Annotated in this window: 18 protein-coding genes; all 18 read left to right on the top strand. The window is 55.2% G+C overall.

Annotated features, from left to right (window positions below):
* Nucleotides 1-9: 9 nt before the first annotated feature.
* The gene (locus tag AQS70_RS16400; protein ID WP_055103815.1) at nucleotides 10-852 is read left to right on the top strand and encodes an aspartate/glutamate racemase family protein; all 843 of its coding nucleotides are present in this window, start codon (nucleotides 10-12) and stop codon (nucleotides 850-852) included.
* The gene (locus AQS70_RS16395; protein ID WP_241492855.1) at nucleotides 849-2,198 is read left to right on the top strand and encodes an MFS transporter; all 1,350 of its coding nucleotides are present in this window, start codon (nucleotides 849-851) and stop codon (nucleotides 2,196-2,198) included. Before AQS70_RS16400 ends, AQS70_RS16395 begins: the two co-directional genes overlap by 4 nt.
* A 186-nt stretch (nucleotides 2,199-2,384) precedes the next feature.
* Nucleotides 2,385-4,319 (top strand): pepsin-like aspartic protease, encoded by a 1,935-nt coding sequence (locus AQS70_RS16390; RefSeq protein ID WP_055103814.1) that lies wholly within the window; start codon nucleotides 2,385-2,387, stop codon nucleotides 4,317-4,319.
* Nucleotides 4,320-4,863: 544 nt separating this feature from the next.
* Nucleotides 4,864-5,271: an ExbD/TolR family protein gene (locus AQS70_RS16385; RefSeq protein ID WP_055103813.1), complete on the top strand. Its 408-nt coding sequence runs from the start codon at nucleotides 4,864-4,866 to the stop codon at nucleotides 5,269-5,271.
* 3 nt (nucleotides 5,272-5,274) lie between these two features.
* Nucleotides 5,275-6,030 carry an energy transducer TonB family protein gene (locus AQS70_RS16380; RefSeq protein WP_055103812.1) on the top strand — a complete coding sequence of 252 codons (756 nt, stop codon included), beginning with the start codon at nucleotides 5,275-5,277 and terminating at the stop codon, nucleotides 6,028-6,030.
* Between the two features lie 46 nt (nucleotides 6,031-6,076).
* On the top strand, nucleotides 6,077-8,317 hold the full coding sequence (locus tag AQS70_RS16375) for a TonB-dependent receptor family protein (protein WP_055103811.1): 2,241 nt from the start codon (nucleotides 6,077-6,079) through the stop codon (nucleotides 8,315-8,317).
* A 75-nt stretch (nucleotides 8,318-8,392) separates the two neighbouring features.
* The gene (locus AQS70_RS16370; protein ID WP_055103810.1) at nucleotides 8,393-9,040 is read left to right on the top strand and encodes a MotA/TolQ/ExbB proton channel family protein; all 648 of its coding nucleotides are present in this window, start codon (nucleotides 8,393-8,395) and stop codon (nucleotides 9,038-9,040) included.
* A 19-nt stretch (nucleotides 9,041-9,059) separates the two neighbouring features.
* Nucleotides 9,060-10,790 (top strand): bifunctional metallophosphatase/5'-nucleotidase, encoded by a 1,731-nt coding sequence (locus AQS70_RS16365; RefSeq protein WP_055103809.1) that lies wholly within the window; start codon nucleotides 9,060-9,062, stop codon nucleotides 10,788-10,790.
* On the top strand, nucleotides 10,787-11,203 hold the full coding sequence (locus tag AQS70_RS16360; protein ID WP_055103808.1) for a cytidine deaminase: 417 nt from the start codon (nucleotides 10,787-10,789) through the stop codon (nucleotides 11,201-11,203). Before AQS70_RS16365 ends, AQS70_RS16360 begins: the two co-directional genes overlap by 4 nt.
* Nucleotides 11,204-11,282: 79 nt before the next feature.
* Nucleotides 11,283-12,542 (top strand): NupC/NupG family nucleoside CNT transporter, encoded by a 1,260-nt coding sequence (locus AQS70_RS16355; protein ID WP_055103807.1) that lies wholly within the window; start codon nucleotides 11,283-11,285, stop codon nucleotides 12,540-12,542.
* 67 nt (nucleotides 12,543-12,609) lie between these two features.
* Nucleotides 12,610-12,810 carry a hypothetical protein gene (locus AQS70_RS16350; RefSeq protein ID WP_055103806.1) on the top strand — a complete coding sequence of 67 codons (201 nt, stop codon included), beginning with the start codon at nucleotides 12,610-12,612 and terminating at the stop codon, nucleotides 12,808-12,810.
* A 52-nt stretch (nucleotides 12,811-12,862) separates the two neighbouring features.
* On the top strand, nucleotides 12,863-13,951 hold the full coding sequence (locus AQS70_RS16345) for an endonuclease/exonuclease/phosphatase family protein (protein ID WP_055103805.1): 1,089 nt from the start codon (nucleotides 12,863-12,865) through the stop codon (nucleotides 13,949-13,951).
* 112 nt (nucleotides 13,952-14,063) lie between these two features.
* Nucleotides 14,064-14,684, top strand: a complete 621-nt coding sequence (locus AQS70_RS16340; RefSeq protein ID WP_055103804.1) for a TetR/AcrR family transcriptional regulator — start codon at nucleotides 14,064-14,066, stop codon at nucleotides 14,682-14,684.
* A gap of 153 nt (nucleotides 14,685-14,837) precedes the next feature.
* The gene (locus AQS70_RS16335) at nucleotides 14,838-15,413 is read left to right on the top strand and encodes a flavin reductase family protein (RefSeq protein WP_055103803.1); all 576 of its coding nucleotides are present in this window, start codon (nucleotides 14,838-14,840) and stop codon (nucleotides 15,411-15,413) included.
* Nucleotides 15,414-15,523: 110 nt separating this feature from the next.
* Nucleotides 15,524-15,970 (top strand): hypothetical protein, encoded by a 447-nt coding sequence (locus tag AQS70_RS16330; protein ID WP_055103802.1) that lies wholly within the window; start codon nucleotides 15,524-15,526, stop codon nucleotides 15,968-15,970.
* Nucleotides 15,971-16,178: 208 nt separating this feature from the next.
* Nucleotides 16,179-16,709, top strand: a complete 531-nt coding sequence (locus AQS70_RS16320) for a glyoxalase superfamily protein (protein ID WP_055103800.1) — start codon at nucleotides 16,179-16,181, stop codon at nucleotides 16,707-16,709.
* A gap of 109 nt (nucleotides 16,710-16,818) precedes the next feature.
* Entirely contained in the window at nucleotides 16,819-17,352 is a 534-nt protein-coding gene (locus AQS70_RS16315; protein WP_055103799.1) for an RNA polymerase sigma factor, read from the top strand.
* The gene (locus AQS70_RS16310; RefSeq protein ID WP_055103798.1) at nucleotides 17,345-18,319 is read left to right on the top strand and encodes a FecR family protein; all 975 of its coding nucleotides are present in this window, start codon (nucleotides 17,345-17,347) and stop codon (nucleotides 18,317-18,319) included. The genes AQS70_RS16315 and AQS70_RS16310 overlap by 8 nt, the downstream gene beginning before the upstream one ends.
* Nucleotides 18,320-18,337 lie beyond the last annotated feature (18 nt).

Genomic DNA, 18,337 nt, shown 5'->3' with positions numbered 1-18,337 from the left:
GAGAACTGCATGAACACCCCAACACCCAACACCCAGCCACACGACGACCCAGTGAGAGTGCGCTGGCTAAATCCGATTGGCCACTCAACATACGATGCACCGATCAGTGAACTGCTGCATGCCATCAAACTGCCTTCAACCCGTATTGAAGTGGTATCGCTGGCCATGAGCGCCAGCCCTACACACCTTGAATACCGGACTTACGAAGCACTGACTTACGCGCCCATCGTGCGCATTGCCCGCGACAGCGCGCTCCATAACATCGACGCGCTGGTGCTGGGCTGTTTCTACGACCCGGCGTTGGAAGATGCCAGAGAAATCTCTGGCCGCACTGTCGTCATCGGCCCTTGCCAAGCCAGTTTGCAAGTAGCGGCCAACCTCGCTAACCGGTTCTCGATCATTGTTGGGCGCAACAAGTGGATGGAGCAGATGCACGCACGAGTCAGGGCGTACGGCGCGCAAGCGGGTTTGGCATCAATGCGGCCGCTCGGTATGGGGGTTGATGAGTTCCAGCGGGACCATGCCCTCACCCGCCGCAAGATCATTGAACAAGCGCGCTTGGCCGTCGAAGAGGACGGAGCAGAAGCCATCATCCTCGGCTGCACCCTCGAATTTGGTTTCTTTGAAGAAGTGCAGGCTCAGATAGGCGTGCCGGTCATCGACCCGGTCGTTGCGGCTTTCAAAGTGGCCGAAGCCGCGGCCGGCATGAAGCGCCGCTTTGGCTGGAGTCCCAGTCGCGTGGGCAGTTGTGAGCCGCCATCAGAGGCTGAAATTCAGGCCTTTGGCCTATTTCAAGAACCGGTGCCCATCGGCAATCGAATCAGCACCCAAACGGGGAGGCAGCCTTTATGAGCCTGATGACTAACACCCAAGCAGCCCCAGGCAATATGGGTGTAAGCACCCGCCAAGTGGGTGACGTATTTCGCAACGTGCCGTTGACTCGCGAACATTTGAAATGCTGCCTTGCCCTGTTCTTTGTATTCGCGATCGAAGCGTGGGAAATGATGATCATCGTCTACACCGCGCCGTTGATCGCCACCGACTTTGCCCTCGACACCATAGCCGTCGGCAACCTGATTGGCGCCATGTTTATCGGCATGCTGTTAGGGTCGCTGGCTTGGGGCAAAGTGGCCGAACGCATCGGCCGTAAGCGCGCCATCATTTTGAGCCTGGCCTCTTACGGGGTCATCTCACTGGTCAGCGCTTTTGCTCCCGACTACCTCACGCTTTACAGCCTAAGGCTGCTATCGGGCATTGCGGCCGTGGGCATGATGGTCGTCACCTTTGCCCACTTCCAAGAACTGCTACCTCTGCGTTATCGCGGCGCATTATCGGTGTACTTAGCGGCAGGCTGGCCGATAGGCATGCTCTTGGCCCTCGGTGCAACGGTCTGGCTCCTGCCGTTGGGCTGGCGGGCGATTATCGTCTTGAGTTCAATGGGCGGTTTGTGGGCGCTGGTCGTTGCGTATTGGGTCCCCGAATCACCCTACTGGCTGGCCGGTGCCGGAAAACAACCCCAAGCCCGCGCGGTGATTGCCCAGCTCAGTCGAGGCGCGGTACAAATCCCCGCGCATTGCCACCTGCAGATAGACCAAACCAGCCAAGGCCATCTGCGCGAACTGTTCAAGCCCGCATTATGCCGAGTCAGCGTGCTGCAAATTGCCGTCAACTTCACCTTCTCGTGGGGTTATTGGGGCTTGCAAACATGGTTGCCGACCTTACTCCAGCAACGCGGCCTGAGCTTGCCACAAAGTTACGGTTTTATTGCCTTGTCGGCACTGTGCATGATCCCGGGCTACATAGCCGCCTCTTGGTTAACCCATCGCTTTGGGCGCAAAAAAATCATCATTACCTTCATCAGCGCCTCTGTCGTCGCCGGATACAGCTTTGCCAACACACAAAGCCTCGAAATGCTCTACCTCAGCAACTTTGCCTTGGCCTTCTTCAGCTTAGGAGCTTGGGGAGTCTGGGGCACCTGGATCGCCGAACTGTACCCCACTCCACTGCGTACCATCGGCTATGGCTGGGCGGTCTTCGCCCAACGCGTGGCCAACATCTTGGCCCCCTCAATCATCGGCCTACTGGTCGCCTACGGATCATCCTTCAACCTGACCACCACCCTCATCAACGGCTTTATGTTAGTCACCGTGCTGTTGGTTGTGTTCATCCCGGAGACACAAGGTAAGGCGTTGCGGTGAGTCGATCCGACTACTTATATCGCTCTTTCTGACGGAGCTGAAAGAGCTCGCTGGCATCTCCAGCGGTATGAATTCACTTGAATACCCCTTCGGTGCGATTCACCTCACACTGGCTCGCGCATGCATTGGGGAGCCTTTTTGCTGTGTGATGCACACAGCACACTCCAGAAACGGAAGTCACTCTCCATGAGTACAAAACCATTACCTAACGGCCTGACATTCCCGATGCAACGTGGCCCCTTTCAAAACAATGGCGCCTCTCCTTGGTACTCAACTATCTCGTTGGGAACCCCCGGCCAACCTCTTAAATGGGCAATTGACTCTGGAACCAACATCACTTGGTCCACCTCAACCCTCTGCCCTCCTGACCAGTGCCAACATTTCAGTGACAACAGGTTTAATCAGGAAACTTCAACGACCTTTAAATTCACTGATTGCTTACAACGCCCTTATAGCTTTGGCCCTTGGGGCACGATGCAGATAGAAACCGGGATTGATGTCCTCACCGTTCCTAACGGTACTGCGATCCCAATGAGCTTTTTCTTGGCCGCAAACTATTCAGGTGATCAGTTTCGACAGTTGGACTGGGACGCCGGCATTGGCCTGCCATCCAGCAGCGCTTACACCGAAGGCCGAAGTTCTTTCTTATTTCAAGAGCTCATGAACGCTGGACAGATTGATCCCAAGCAGCCTTACGTCGCATTCGACTGGAACGTTGACAAGCACACTGGCACATGCGCGATGGGCAGCTTCGATCACTCCAAAGTAAAGGGGCCATCTCTTTTTCTACCTTGGACGGCCTATACCAAGATCCCTGGCGTTGAATACATCTGGGCAACACATTTAAGCAGCTACTCAGTCGGTGGTGAAATACTCGCCACTGATATCTCATTCGCTTTGGACTCTGGTTCGTCTCAATTCAAGGGTGATGACACGCTCATGCAACAAACCCTTGCACGCATCGTTCATGGGGGCAACCCTGACGTCGTCATGAAATTCGCCGGTGGTGAGATCACTTTAGGGTCCGAACTTTACAACGTGCTGATTGAAGAAGGGCCACAAAAAGGGGAGACCATCCCGCAGTTTGCCCCATTAGGCCTAAGCGATTTGGTACTGGTTGGGTCACTTGTGATGGAGCACTGTTACACCGTCCACGAATATCAAGTTGTGCAATGCGGCCCGAACATCTTCTCACTCGCACCTGTTGGCATTTGGCTCTTTAACCGGCCCGACGGCCCTCAAATTATTACTCAGTCCTCATCGCCTTCTTTCATCGCAGGCCCTCGTAACATTGTTACTAAGAGGACCGTTCTGCCTATAACCAGCCATGCCCCCTGCGCATCTTCTTTAGGATCTGTCGCAGGCAACTGGGTCAATGATTATGGCTCGCTGATGAGCCTGACAGTCGAAGATAATCAGGTGTCAGGGGTTTATCAGTCTTCAACAGGCTCTACTGGGCAGTATGAAGTCAGCGGTTTCCAATTGGAGGCAGCGGCCACTGAGGCGTTGGGCCAGCCCGTGGCGCTGGCTATTGACTGGCACTCTATCGACAAAGGCCCGGCTGACCCGAGCTGGAACTGGTCATCTTCACTGTGCGGTCAAGTCAGCGTGGTGGGTAAAGAGGAGGTTTTAACGCTTTCGCATTTATTGGTAGCCAGCAGTAACTTTGAGGGGCTCGCCAAACAGGGTACTTACGTCGATAAGCTGGTTTATCGCAGGTCGGGACGAGCGCCACAACTTGCCTCACTAACAGCATCAAGCGTGGAGTCGATGGATAACCCTTTAGAGGGAAGGTGGATCTCAGCAGATGGTACGTGTTTGCAACTTAAGGTTGAGGCTGCCGTTGAGGGTCGAGTGGGTCGGGTACTGGGCTTTATGATCAATGCCGAAGGGCATATGCCAGTGTCGGGCTTCACCGACATCAACGCCCGTGCGAGTGGGTTAATGCTGCAATCGTTGGCACTCAGTACTGCGACCCCATCATCTGCCTTGTCTTTATGCGGAACCTTACAGTTGGAGGATGACGTATTGGCGTTAGCCCAACTGACCAGCATGCCCACCGCCCCCACCCATACCTATGTCCAAACGCGATTGGCAGCCGTGATATTTAAGCGCGGGTAACGTTGTAAACGTTGACGCGGGCGCCTTAGGTGTAGATGCAGTCAGATTAAACGCCACCCTGCTTGTGCCTATGGAAACCAACAAATCGCAGCCAGCGGTATTGGCTGCAATAACGCTGCTTTTACAACGCAAGGAGCTGCCGCAGGCTGCGATCTGTTGATCTTTAACGTCAAAAGATCGCAGCCTGCGGCAGCTCCTACGCGGGTATATGACGAGTTATCTGTTTAAAAACCGACACACATGTCAGTTTTTTAGCGTTACACACGTGAACCGTTCTTCCTCAGAAGAGTACTAATTCACCATGCTCAAAAAAAAACAAATCCTTTTATATCAATAACTTAATAAGTTAAAACTGATAGAAACCAAACATCTAAAACCTTAGTAACAAAATAATATTCCTGAAACCAAAATGAAACACCTCTTCCCTACTCTCCAACCTGTCACTTGAGACAGGTTCGGCAAGCGCTGTGCTCTGGCTACCACAAGTGAGAATCTGAATGGGCGATCAGCTGTGTGATCCCCTCTGTGGACTGGAGTGCACCTGATGCGAAGCTGGGAAGAACCGAAGAAAAAACGCCTGCATATCGAGATCATTCCTATGATCGACGTGATGATGTTTCTGCTGGTGTTTTTCGTATTGATCAGTCTCAACGTAATCCCTGCGCTGGGGATCAAGACGCAGTTGCCTGGCGCTGCGCACGCGCAACAACTCAAGCCGCAAAACAAGGCGGTTATTACCTTGGGTCTCAACGAGCGTCTGCAACTGGACGGCAAGGATCTGGACCAGACCGAACTGGTGATGCAACTCAAGGCCCTTGAAAACCCTGAGCAGAAAATGGTGATCATCCTCAACAGCGATGAGGGTGTTGAAGTGGCGCGTTTGGTGAGTGTCATGGACGTGCTCAAGAGCAGCGGTTTCGCCTCCGTTTCTATCGCGACCCGGAAGCTCTAAGCCATGTCGGTTTTTTTCAAATCCCGCAAAGCGATTGCCTGTGTACCCGCAATCTGCCTGCTGGCTGTGGCCGTTTACAGCACCATGCACACTCACCTAAAGATCACGCCTAAATACGACGATTCGACCGTCGAAATTGCGTTGATCGACCCTGAGCAGTTCCTGCCACCGCCTCCAGAGCCAGAACCCGAGCCAGTGCTCGAAGAGCCGCCACCGCCGCCTGAGGTAGAAGTGGCTGAGGCGCAGATTGAAGAGCCGCCACCCCCGCCACCAAAGCCCAAGCCCCCGGCGCCTAAACCGCCGCCGCCAAAGCCTAAGCCAGCCGTGGTCAAGGCCGTACCGACACCGGCAAAACCACAACCTGTGGCTCAGGCTTCGGCCCCCGCCGCTGCGCCAGCAGTTGCGGCACCCGTGGCCCGGCCGATCGCTCAACCGCCACAGAACCATTCGGTAGATCTGGAGAGTCGTTACACCGCTCGCCTGCTGGCCGAGTTAGAGAAATACAAGCAATACCCGCGAGGTCGCGAAGCGTCATTACAACGCCCACAAGGCAATGTCGTGGTGTGGTTGCTGGTTGACCGAAGCGGCAAGGTGCTCGACTCGGGCATTGAAAAGAAGGCGAACAACATGTTGCTCAACCGAGCAGCGCACACCAGTTTGCAACGCCTCGACCAAGTTGTTCCTTTCCCTGAAAACACTTTTTCGGGGAAGGACAAATATCGCTTCAGCGCCACGCTTGTATACAACATTGAGCAATAACTAAAACCACTTCTGCTCCAACAATGATGTTTAAGGGGAACGCGTTTTGAAACTCAATACTTTATTTGCAACGTTGCTGGCCGTTGGGGTTGGCGGCTGGACGTTATCTGCGTTCGCGGTAGATACCGTTGATATAGGCAACGTTACAGTCACCGGGCAAAGTTTGGGCGGTGGCCATATGGCGCCAGAAGACTCACCTAAAGGTCGCTCGACAGTCACTAAAGAAGCGATGGACGAAATGGCGCCGACTGCCAACGCCATTGACAAACTTAAGTACACACCCGGCATTAACGTGTCCAGCACGGACGCCTCGGGCCTTAGCGGTACTAGCTTTACTATGCGCGGAATGAACTCCGATCAAGTGGGTGTGTCGGCCGACGGGATCCCGATCAACGACTCGGGCAGCTACGAGATCTACCCAAACTTACTCGGCGACCCAGAGAACTACAGTGAAGTATTCGCCACTCAAGGCTCTTCAGAAATTGATGGCCCGCATATTGGTTCCAGCGGCGGCAACATTGGTTTGGTGACCCTGCGCCCGACTAAAGACTTCGGGGTTTTCGTTAAACAAGCGGTGGGTTCTAATAGTTTAGACAAAACCTTTGTGCGTATTAACACCGGCGACATTAATGGTTTTAAATCCTATCTATCGGCCTCCCACACGGAAGGCGATAAATGGCGTGGCAAAGGGGTTGTTCGCGCTGACAAAGTTGAATGGAACACATTATTTGAAGACGGTAACGGTAACTCGACCAACGCCATTATTAAATACAACCGCCAAGACAACTATAACTACAACACGTTAAGTAAGGCGCAGTTCGAGAACTCCGGTCGCAGACTCGATTATGCAGAGAACCCGATTTATAACAGCAGCGGCAAGTTAACCTCGTACTACAAGATCAACCGAAACCCGTTTGAAAACGTCTCAGCGACCCTGACTCAGCGCTTCCAACTGCGCGACGATTTGGCGCTGACCATTGCCCCTTATTACATGTGGGCCAACGGTGGCAGCTTCAGCGGGCAAACCGCCTCTGCCCTGTCATCCACCAGCAGTAAAGCCGGTAACTATGATCTGGCTGGGTTGCCTTACGACACTTACTATCGCCCGTCTTGGACCGAAACGTGGCGCACGGGTATCAACAACAAACTGAAGTGGGACGTAAACGAATCGCACAGCATTGATATCGGTTACTGGTACGAACGCGCCCGTCAGCGTCAGACCCAGCCGTTTATCAGCATCACTGAAAACGGCGCACCGAGTGATATTTGGGGCGATTACAACTCGGGGGGCCAAGTCAAAGACAACAATGGCGTCACCGTTCAGGGCCGTCATCAGTACACCGTTACACCGGCGCAAAAACTCTCGGTACAGGACACATGGCTCGTAACGCCCGACCTGACCCTGGTGGGCGGTCTGGCCTATCAGTACGTCGAGCGCGACGGTAACAACTTGGGCGATCTGTACAACGCGCCTGAAAAGCGCGATGCCAAGTACCACCAGTTTTTGCCTAACTTCAGTGCGCGCTATCAGTTCAACGATCAGCAACAAGCGTTCTACAACGTCACGCGCAATATGCGGACCCCGCCCAACTATGTGTTGTACAACGTCGGCGATTCGATCAGCACCAAGCCTGAACTGAGCTGGAACCAAGAACTGGGCTGGCGTTTCACCACGGACGACATGGCGCTGAGCGCAACCTTGTTCCGTATTGCCTACAAAGACCGCCAGTTGTCGACCACCAACTCAGACGGTGACTACGAAATGCTCAACGTAGGCAACGTGGTGAACAAAGGTCTGGAGTTGGAGTGGAGCGGCCTGCTGCCGTACAACTTCAACTACTACACCGCGTACACCTACACCGAGTCCGAGCAAAAAGACGACATCACCACACGTAACAGAGATTTGCCGACCGCAGGCAAGCAACTGGCCAACGTCCCGAAAAACATGCTTAACGCCATCGTCGGTTGGGACAACAAGCGCTACTACGCCAACGTGTCTGGGAAGTACGTCAGCAGCTACTACGGCGACCTGACCAACGATCAGAAAATCGCTGGCCGTACCACGGTTGACCTGAGCGCCGGTGTACGCCTTCCAGTCGACAAAAAGATCCTCAAATCTGCGGCTATTCGCGTCTCGATGTTGAACGTGTTCGACAAAGAATACCTGTCGTCGGCACGCACCGTGGTGCTCAACGCAGCGCCTGTGAACGGCCTCAACGCTGCCACGCCGTACTACAACGTCGGTGAAGAGCGTACCGCCATGGTTTCTTTTGAAGCCAGCTTCTAACCCTTTGCTTTGACCTGTTACCAGGCCCGCTTTAACGGCGGGTCTGTGTTGTACCCTCAAATCAGGATGAACCCGATGAACATGAATCTGCTACACGACATTACTTTCTATGTCATGTACGGCGCTGCTGCGCTGGCCGCTTTTGTGGTGGTTGAACGCTGCATCTTTTTTAGCTACTCACTGCGCAAAGCGCGCCAGTTGATCCCGGCAATCAGCGCCAACGTGCGCAGCGTCGATGACCTACCACCCGCCTTGACCCAACGTGACAGCTTGGCGCTGCAATTGCTCTCGCAGATTTATGACGGCCGCCGCCAACTGCACTCGCACCAAGAACTCGAAGACCTCGGCCAAGCCATTTACATCTCAATGCGCGGCAAACTGTCCCACAGTTTATGGATCCTCGAAGCCGTGGTCGCCGGCGCACCATTACTGGGCTTGCTCGGCACCATCATGGGCATTATCGACACCTTCAAAGCTTTGGCCGAAGCCGGTGTTTCCGACCCGGGGGAAGTGTCTCGCGGCATTGGTACAGCGCTGTACGCCACCGCATTGGGGATTGCTATCGCCCTGGTGGGCATGGTCTTCAACAGCCATTTGCAAGACCGCCTGGAGCTGATCAACGACAACCTGAAAATGCTTCTGCTGCGTGCGGGCTTAGGCACTCAATACGTCGTAACCTCTGCGCCTGCCGCCTCGCTGGCTGGCCAACCACGCACTGCCTGAGGCCGCCCAAGGAGCCCGCATGTCCACTCTATTCTCGCGCCTGTGCCACGCCAGCCTGGTTCTGCCGTTGGCCTTGGCCTTGGCCTTGGCCGCCTGCGATCCGGCCGGCCAGACGGTCGACGTCAACATTGCTGCGATCAATGACTTTCACGGCAACCTTGCCCCTAGCCCGTTCACTTACGCCGATGCGTCAGCGCCGGGCGGTAAGGTGACGATCCAAGCAGGCGGGATCAACGCCCTTAGCGGGGTAGTCAGCGCGTTGCGTAAAAACGATCCGCAGCTGTTGTTAGTCGGGGCTGGGGACATGATTGGGGCCAGCCCACCCATGTCTGCTATGTGGGCTGACGAGCCGACCCTCACGGCGCTCGGCACCTTGGGGCTTAAATTCAGCGTCATCGGCAACCATGAGCTTGATCAAGGCACCTTCGAGCTACAACGCCAAATCAACGGCGGCTGCGACTCGCCGCGTCCTGATAAAGCTTGTCTTTACAGCAAAGACTACTCAGGCACGCGCTTCCCCTATGTGGCCGCCAACTTGATCGACGCTCAAACCGGCAAGCCGCTGTTCCGGCCCTACATCATTGAAGAAGCCAACGGCGCAAAAATCGCCTTCGTCGGCGCCGTGCTGCGCAATGTCTCGACCTACGTCAGCAGCCAAAGCATGAACGGTATCTACACCATTGACGAGGCCGAGGCGGCTAACGCACTGCTCCCTGAACTGCATCAACAAGGCGTGGATGCAGTGGTTATGGTGATTCACCAAGGGGGGGAAACCGTTGAATCCTTCGACAAAACCGATTGCAGCCAACTCAAAGGCGACATCCTCGATGTGGCCAGTCGCTTGGCACCGGAAATCAAGGTGGTACTCACCGCGCACACCCATCAAGGCTATCTGTGCCGCGTGGGCGACAAACTGATCACCCAAGCTAGCTCGTACGGACGCTTGGTGACTCACCTGACCTTAACGATCGACCCATCCAAGCACCAACTGCTGGATGTTAAGGCCAAAAACATAGTGGTTGATCCCAAACGCTACCCACCGATGCCAGAGATTGCTGCTCAACAAGCCGAAGTTGAGGCGCGCAGCCATGAGCTGCTGAGCAAACCCATCGCGCGCATGGCCGCTACCGAGGTCAAACGCACGCTCAACGCTGCGGGTGAGTCCGCCATGGGCGATCTGGTGGCCGATGCGCAATGGCAGGCCACTCGTTCGTTGGGCGCCCAAATGGCGTTTATCAATCTGGGAGGGATTCGTAGCGACTTGATTCTTGAACCCGGCCAAGCCCAACTGATCTATAGCCAAGTGGCGTCGGTGCAGCCGTTTAACAACACGCTGAACATCCTCACCCTGACCGGTGCGCAGTTAAAACAACTGTTAGAGCAGCAATGGCAAAACAACGGCTTGGGCTTTTATCCGTTGCAGCCGTCTGCTTCGCTGACCTACAGCTGGGACCCGAGCAAACCCCAAGGCGACCGGGTTGTGGCCAGCAGCATGAAGATCAACGGTGTACCTGTGGTGCCTGAGTCTCCCTATCAAGTCACCGTCAATGCGTTCATGGCAGGCGGCGGTGATAACTTCAGCGTTTTTAAAGACGCCAGCGATCGGGTGGACACTGGCCTTAGCGACCTGACATCGCTGATCGACTACCTGCAAACTAACGATCGCGCCGGTAACCCGGTTGGCGAACACAGCCCAGGGCAACGGATTCATAAGCTCGACGCGGCAACCGTCACGAGCGCTCAGCGATGAGCCGCACAGCCAATGCTCAGGCGGTCTATGAACGTTTACTACCCGAGGCCATCGCGGCCTCGCAAGCGGCATGGTGCCCGCACTCAGACTTCCCCGTGGGCGCCGCCCTGCTGACCGCGGACGACCAGATCATCCGCGGTTGCAATGTCGAAAACGTCTCCTATGGGCTGACCAACTGCGCTGAACGCAGCGCATTGTTCAGTGCCATCGCCCAAGGTCACGCGGCGGGCAGCTTCAAAGCAATGCTGGTGTATGCGCCAAAAGTGCCGTTGATCTCCCCGTGCGGTGCCTGCCGCCAAGTGATGCAAGAACTGATGCGTGCTGACTGCCCGGTGTACTGCGTCGGGCATCAAGCATCGGCCAGCCGCGACTGGACCATCGAGCAACTATTACCTGGCGCTTTTCGTTTTTGAGCCCCCACTGCACTGCCCGCCGCACCGCCCTCTAAAGATCGAGGGCGTATTTGATGCTGTACACATGGGAATGTAGTCAATGAGCTTCATTGGTGTAGCCGTATTGATTCTTCTGGCGGTGCTGTTCTCCAGCAACCGCCGGGCGATCAAGTTACAAACCGTGGGCGGCGCCTTTTTGCTACAGGCTGGGCTTGGCGCATTCGCGCTGTATGTACCTTGTGGGCAGACCACACTCGCAGCTATTTCCGACTCCGTATCGTCGCTGCAAGGCTATGCCAACGAGGGCATTGGCTTTATTTTCGGGCCACTGGCCAGCGAAAAAATGAATGAGGTCTTTGGTCATCAAGGGTTTGTATTTGCGATCAAGGTATTGCCGCTGATTGTGTTCTTCAGCAGCTTTATTGCGATTCTTTACTACCTGGGCGTGATGAGCGTGATTATCCGGGTCATCGGCGGCGCGTTACACCACGTGCTGGGCTCCAGCCGAACCGAGTCCATGTCCGCCACTGCGAACATTTTCGTCGGCCAGTCCGAAGCGCCAATGGTGGTTCGCCCGTTTCTGGCTACGATGACCCGCTCCGAGTTATTTGCCGTCATGACCGGTGGTTTGGCGTCAGTGGCAGGCTCGGTGTTGATCGGCTATGCCAGCCTCGGTGTCGAGCTTAAATACCTGATTGCCGCCAGCTTTATGGCCGCCCCCGGTGGGTTGCTGATGGCCAAGCTGATGGAGCCTGAAACCCATCTGCCCCATGACGACCCCAACTGCGTTGAGGTGTACCCCGAAGAAAAGCCAGCCAACGTCATCGACGCGGCCGCTTTGGGCGTCAGTAACGGCCTGCAACTGGCGCTGAATGTCGGCGCCATGCTGCTGGCCTTTGTCGCCCTGATCGCCATGCTCAACGGCCTACTCGGCTGGTGCGGAGCATGGTTTGGCTTGCCGCACTTGAGCCTGCAATCGGTCTTGGGCCATTTATTTGCGCCGTTGGCCTTTTTGCTTGGGGTGCCGTGGAGCGAAGCCAAGATTGCCGGCGGTTTTATCGGCGAAAAACTGGTGCTCAATGAGTTCGTTGCCTATGTCGACTTCGCCACCTACCTGGACCCTGCACAAGCCGCAGCCAAAGGCGTCAGCGTGCTGTCGGCGCACACGCAAGTGATTGTGACCTTTGCCCTATGCGGTTTTGCCAACCTGTCCTCCATCGGCATCATCCTCGGCGGCTTGGGGGTGATGGCCCCTTCGCGGCGACAAGATCTTGCGCGCATGGGACTTCGTGCGGTCATGGCGGGCACATTGTCTAACCTTATGAGTGCCGCATTGGCTGGCGTGTTTATTTCACTGTGACACGCACCTTCTTACACAACAGGCCCAGCCACTGGCTGGGCGCCTTTAAAAGATTGAAGAATCTGACATGAATGACACTCAACACTTGCTGGCACGTCGAGTCATCGCCTTGCTGGACCTCACGTCACTGACTGCTGACGACAGCGACGCCAGCATCCAAACCTTGTGCCGCAAAGCCCTGACTCTGGTCGGCCCAGTGGCGGCGGAACGCCCAGACGACTTCCACAGCATGATGCGTTCGAGCCTAGACGCATTGTTCGCACCTTAACGCACCTGCAAAACCTTCATACATCTCCTTAATCTGCCTGGATCGAGCCTCGATGAAATCCCTGTGTACCCCAATCGTTATTGCGCTGAGTATTCTGTGGCTGAGCGCCTGCACCACTGATCACGCCGCGCAGACGACGCGAGTCTCGTTGATGACCTACAACGTCGAGAATCTGTTCGACACCGTTCACGACGTGGGCAAAGACGACTACGCCTACCTGCCCCTCAGCGTCAAAAAGGCTCACCCGGAATACCTCGCCACCTGCGCCCACATTGAGGTGGCGGCATGGCGCAAAGAGTGTGAGGAAAATGACTGGACCGAGGCCCTGCTAAACGAAAAACTCAAACGCCTAAGCGCTGTCATCCAGCAGATTAACCAAGGCCGTGGACCTGACATTTTGATGCTCGACGAAGTTGAAAATATCAACGTCATTGAGCAACTCAACGCTCACCTTGGAACGTCGGACTACCAGACCCGCGTCCTGATTGAAGGTTGGGATGCGCGCGGAATAGACACTGCAGTGCTCAGCCGCTTGCCGCAATGGGATAAGGCCCAGTTGCATCGGGTGCCCTACAAAGCCCTTGGCGATGAAGACCCACAGCGGGTGAGCAAAACCCGCGGCATTCTCGAAGTGCGCTTGCTGCTGCCTGATGGCCAGAAAGCTGCGGTATTCGCTGTGCATTTACCTTCAGGTGGCGCGCCGGGCTACCTGCGTCAACAAGCGGTTGCCTATTTGGCGCAACTAAAAAGTGAACTGCCTAGCGATGTTCTGCCGATTGTCGGTGGCGACTTCAATATCAACGCCGGTGAAGAAACACAGCACGCTTACATCGCCAACGACTTAGCCAGCACCTGGGCAGTGTCGCAATTGATTGGCTGCAATGACTGTAAAGGCAGCTACTACTACCACACCAAGCGCGAGTGGTCGTTTTTCGACATGCTGCTGTTTCCCAAACAAATGACCACGGAACAAGGCTTTAATGGCTGGCAGGTCGACCCAGCGAGCATTCGCATGGCCAACCAAAGCCCTTACCAAGTGAATCGTTGGGCCAGCCCAGCTCGCTTTAACAGCGCTCGGCAGGCCGAAGGAGTCTCTGACCACTGGCCGCTGTACGCAGAAATCTTCCACACAGCGCATTAACACAAGGTTGTACGGTTGGCGGTCTACTCAGGTGTAAGACCTGAATTCGCTGATTTTTTTGATCTATGCTACTCACGAATTGGCATGCCCACTGCTCTGAATTTGGAACTCGATGACCAACCCTAAAGTTAAGATCCGCCGAAAAAACGTCGAAAAGATTTTGTTAGCCGCGGAGAAAATTTTTGCTGAGCAAGGCTATGCAGGGACCAAAATGGCAGACATTGCCTTGCATGCCGAACTTCCGCGTTCCAATTTGCATTATTACTTCACCACCAAAGAAGAGTTGTACCGTGAAGTGCTGGTCAACTTGCTGGGTACTTGGGAGCTGGAAGGTGACTGTTTTGTGCAGTTCGATGACCCGCGCGTGGTGCTGACCAGCTACGTGATGAAAAAAATGACCCATTCGCGCTTACGTCCCCACGGATCAAAGCTGTGGACCAACGAGATCATGCGCGGAGCACCGCTGTTTCAGGACATGCTCGAAGAGCACATGTCTAAAGGTGCAAAGTTCATGGAGGAGAAGATTCGTCAGTGGGTCGATGAGAAGCGCATTAATCCGGTCGAGCCCTCAGCGTTGTTGTACATGATATGGGCCTCGACCCAGCACTATGCGGACTTTGATTACCAGGTCAACGTGCTCAATGGGCATCAGCCGCTGTCGGATCAACAGTTCGACCAAGCGGTTAAGACCATCACCGCGGTTATCTTGCGCGGTATTGGGTTAGAGCCTTGAACTGATCTAGTTTTTCGAAGGCTTGGATGTATGCAATCTTGTAGGAGCTGACGAGGCACGAAGGCTGCGATCTTTTGACCTTAAACAACTGTGCCGCTTGTTGGCTCGACGGTATCATCCGCCCTCCTTGGATCCCCCTCTTTCGGAGCATGAATGAATAAGCACATTGCCGACGTCCCGTTGGACAAAGCCTATCGACTGATCAACCACGGGCCGACCATTCTGGTATCGGCGCGTCACGCTGGTGTGCAAAACGTCATGGCGGCCTCGTGGGCCTGTGCCCTAGATTTTGCCCCGCCCAAGCTCACGGTCGTGTTGGACAAAAGCGTTAAAACCCGGGAGCTGGTCGAGCACAGCGGCCTGTTTGTGATTCAAGTGCCGACCGTGGCTCAACTTGAATTGACCAGCAAAGTCGGGAGCCTGAGCTTGAACACAGATCCCAACAAGCTCAGCGACAGCAAGGTTGAGCTGTTTAACATTCAAGGCCATGACCAACCCTTTGTAAGCGGCTGTTCGGCGTGGCTGGCGTGCACTCTCATCCCTGAACTGCATAACCAGAACACCTACGACCTGTTTATCGGTGAGGTGGTTGGCGCTTGGGCTGACACGCGCGCGTTCAAAGACGGCCATTGGCAGTTTGAAAATGCCGACCCCGCTTGGCGCAGCCTGCATTACATCGCTGGTGGGCACTATTACGCGACAGGTGAAGCACTGGACGTCGATGAGTAATAGCGCAGGCCCACACCCAACAGCAGAGGGTTACCCCGCGTGAGTGTTTAAAGTTTTCCACTCGCCAGCCGATGCCCTTCAAAGACCTTGAACCTAAAGGATCCAAGAACATGCTCGGCACCGTTAACAACCTGGCATCCAGCCTGAACATTCCTGTCGCCTCCAGCGCCACGAAACAGCCCGAAATCCTGAATGCCGCCAGTTCAGCGGTCAAGGATGCCGAGGCAGCCCCCACAGACCCGATTAAACCTCGTACCGCCCGAAGCACAGCGCCTGTGCCCGCAGACGACAAAGAGGACAAAAGTTCCAATCTGGTCAAGCAGCTGAAAAAACACATCGCCATGCTGCAAAAACAGTTGCAACAGCAACAACAAGCGCTGCAAAAGATTCAGAGCAGTCAGCAGAGCGCAGAAGCCAAAGCCGCCGCCTTAACTGCGGCTCAAGCCCAAGTCACCTCGACCACAGCAGCCTTGCAAGAAGCGACTGCGGCATTGCTACAAGCCTTGACCGTACAAGGCAGTAGCCGTTCGGGGTCGATGGTCAGTACTTCCGCCTGAACACAATGCTCAATAACGTCCACTTTACAAAGCCCTCTTTTCGGCTGTCGTCTGCTTAGGTATGCTCAGCCCCTGGCTGATGCTGCCCGCCGCTCGCGCCCTTAAGGGTTGGTGAAAGCATGACTGTTGTTGCAAACCCCTTTTGTCTCTCTTGAGCCTCGAGGCTTGGTAATGCGAGCATCCAGATATCTCGATGGCAGGAGGCATTATGGTTTCAATCGAGCAGGCCAAACTCATGGCCAAGCAACTGCGCACCTCTCTTAGCGCACGCAATCAAGACATCTCTCATGCACAAGCCCTTGAGCTTGTCTCGCAGCAACTGGGCTATAAAGACTGGAACACCGCATCCGCCCTGCTTGCCCAAGCCAACATCCCATCCGATGTGACATTCGACAAACCCATCCCCATTTTGCGGATGTTTGATGAGGCCAAGGCACGCGAGTTTTATCTTGAGTTTCTTGGGTTCAACGTGGAGTTCGAGCATCGCTTCGAGCCCGGTATGCCGCTGTATCTGGCCATAAGCCGCAACGGCCTGGAGCTACACCTGTCAGAGCATCACGGCGATGCCAGCCCCGGCTCGACACTCTTCGTACCGATGCACAATATTCAGTTGTTTCACGATGAGTTAGCTGCCAAGCGCTATGGCTACGGCCGACCTCAAATCGTGCAGCAAGACTGGGGGCAAGTGCTGGAAGTCTATGACCCTTTTGGTAATCGGATTCGATTCTGCCAACGCTAATCAGTCGGCTGGCGAACGCTGATAAAAAATTTTGTGGAAATGATACTGGTTCTCATTAGAATACGCCCCAGCACGCTGGATTAGCGTGCCATGGCGGGAGCGGTTCAGCATGAGTACAGAGGACAGCCAGCAAAAGCTCAGCGAGCTTTATATCAACCAGCGCGTGTCGCTGGTGAGGATGCTCTCGCGGGTAGTGGGCTGTGCCAGTCTGGCGGAAGATTTAGCGCAGGAAACCTATGTGAAGGTGGCCAACGCTATAAAAACCCGACCGGTCGAGTTTCTGCACCCTTTTGTGTATCAGACCGCCCGCTACCTGGCCTTCGATCACCTGCGCAGCTTACGCAGCAAACGGCGTTTCGAATGTCAGGTTAGCGATGAGCGCCACCTGACGGAGATCGCGACCAGCGCTCCCGGTCCCGACTGTCAGCTACAAGGTCAGCAGTCTCTGCAACAGTTTCAGGCGGCACTCAAAACGCTGCCCAAGCGCCAGCAGCAGATCTTAGTGCTGAGCAAATTACATGATCTACCCAAAGGAGAAATCGCCCAGCGCCTGGATGTTTCGATCAGCACGGTTGAAAAAGATTTGCGGACTGCGCTTAATGCCTGCGCCAAAGCCATCCAGAAACAAGCCGCCCATGACTGACTCCTCCGACCACACTGTTGTGCCAAGCGAACACGTACAACGCCAGGCAACCGATTGGTTCGCACAACGAGAGGAAATGGCCCAACAGCCGGCATTGCGTGAGCGCTTTGAACACTGGCGCACAGCTAACCCAGAACATGCCGCCGCGTACCAGACCCTAGAAACACTCTGGCAGAGCCAGGCGTTCGAGCAGGCATTGCGTGACTTAGAGATGGGTCTTGACCTGCCAGACGCGGCTACACGCGCAACCCCTCAACCGCGCAAGGCATGGTTTTTTGCGACAGCGGCCATGCTGCTGTTAATGCTGACCAGCGCGTGGATGGCCGATTTACCGATGCGTCTGCGCGCTGACCAAATCACCGCGGTGGCTGAGATCAGGCAACTGACCCTCGCCGATGGCTCGCACATTGTGCTGGGCAGTAACAGCGCAATCAGCACTGACATCAACTTAGATCACCGGCGTATCCGCTTGCTGCGTGGTGAGTTTTTTGTCCAAGCGTTTGCGGATCCCTCGCGGCCCTTGGTCATTGACGCCGCCCAAGCCCGTGTCACGGTGGTTGGCACCCAATTCAGCGTGGCGCTAGAGGGCGAAGACGTCACTGTTGCTGTTCGAGAAGGGAAAGTGCGCTTTACCGACAAAACCGGTGAACAAAGCTTGTTGCTCGCTGGTAACTGGCAGCAACTCAAAGATGATCACTTACAAGCCCTAAACGCTGAGGGTGCTGAACGACAAATGGCTTGGGTGCAAGGTCGACTGTCGTTTCAAGATCAGCCACTGGCTCAGGTCTTAAATACTTTGGGGCGCTACTACCCGCAACCGATTCTGTTGTTCAACGACGCGGCTGCCAAGCATCGTGTCAGCGGCAACTACCAGTTGGATAACCCGGTTGCTATCGTCCAGGCGCTGAATACCGTCACCTCAACCCAACTGACGCGCTTGCCCGGTGGCATGCTGGTAATTCATTAAGCGAGCCGCCGTGGGCTA

It is taken from the genome of Pseudomonas endophytica (assembly GCF_001411475.1).
In the GTDB taxonomy this organism is placed as follows: domain Bacteria; phylum Pseudomonadota; class Gammaproteobacteria; order Pseudomonadales; family Pseudomonadaceae; genus Aquipseudomonas; species Aquipseudomonas endophytica.
This window is presented reverse-complemented; position numbering and strand designations above follow the sequence as displayed.

Excerpts from the sequence above, each read along its gene's own strand:
- AQS70_RS16400 (WP_055103815.1), top strand. The coding sequence starts at position 10 with ATGAACACCCCAACACCCAACACCCAGCCACACGACGACCCAGTGAGA.
- AQS70_RS16395 (WP_241492855.1), top strand. The coding sequence starts at position 849 with ATGAGCCTGATGACTAACACCCAAGCAGCCCCAGGCAATATGGGTGTA.
- AQS70_RS16390 (WP_055103814.1), top strand. The coding sequence starts at position 2,385 with ATGAGTACAAAACCATTACCTAACGGCCTGACATTCCCGATGCAACGT.
- AQS70_RS16385 (WP_055103813.1), top strand. The coding sequence starts at position 4,864 with ATGCGAAGCTGGGAAGAACCGAAGAAAAAACGCCTGCATATCGAGATC.
- AQS70_RS16380 (WP_055103812.1), top strand. The coding sequence starts at position 5,275 with ATGTCGGTTTTTTTCAAATCCCGCAAAGCGATTGCCTGTGTACCCGCA.
- AQS70_RS16370 (WP_055103810.1), top strand. The coding sequence starts at position 8,393 with ATGAACATGAATCTGCTACACGACATTACTTTCTATGTCATGTACGGC.
- AQS70_RS16365 (WP_055103809.1), top strand. The coding sequence starts at position 9,060 with ATGTCCACTCTATTCTCGCGCCTGTGCCACGCCAGCCTGGTTCTGCCG.
- AQS70_RS16360 (WP_055103808.1), top strand. The coding sequence starts at position 10,787 with ATGAGCCGCACAGCCAATGCTCAGGCGGTCTATGAACGTTTACTACCC.
- AQS70_RS16355 (WP_055103807.1), top strand. The coding sequence starts at position 11,283 with ATGAGCTTCATTGGTGTAGCCGTATTGATTCTTCTGGCGGTGCTGTTC.
- AQS70_RS16350 (WP_055103806.1), top strand. The coding sequence starts at position 12,610 with ATGAATGACACTCAACACTTGCTGGCACGTCGAGTCATCGCCTTGCTG.
- AQS70_RS16345 (WP_055103805.1), top strand. The coding sequence starts at position 12,863 with ATGAAATCCCTGTGTACCCCAATCGTTATTGCGCTGAGTATTCTGTGG.
- AQS70_RS16340 (WP_055103804.1), top strand. The coding sequence starts at position 14,064 with ATGACCAACCCTAAAGTTAAGATCCGCCGAAAAAACGTCGAAAAGATT.
- AQS70_RS16335 (WP_055103803.1), top strand. The coding sequence starts at position 14,838 with ATGAATAAGCACATTGCCGACGTCCCGTTGGACAAAGCCTATCGACTG.
- AQS70_RS16330 (WP_055103802.1), top strand. The coding sequence starts at position 15,524 with ATGCTCGGCACCGTTAACAACCTGGCATCCAGCCTGAACATTCCTGTC.
- AQS70_RS16320 (WP_055103800.1), top strand. The coding sequence starts at position 16,179 with ATGGTTTCAATCGAGCAGGCCAAACTCATGGCCAAGCAACTGCGCACC.
- AQS70_RS16315 (WP_055103799.1), top strand. The coding sequence starts at position 16,819 with ATGAGTACAGAGGACAGCCAGCAAAAGCTCAGCGAGCTTTATATCAAC.
- AQS70_RS16310 (WP_055103798.1), top strand. The coding sequence starts at position 17,345 with ATGACTGACTCCTCCGACCACACTGTTGTGCCAAGCGAACACGTACAA.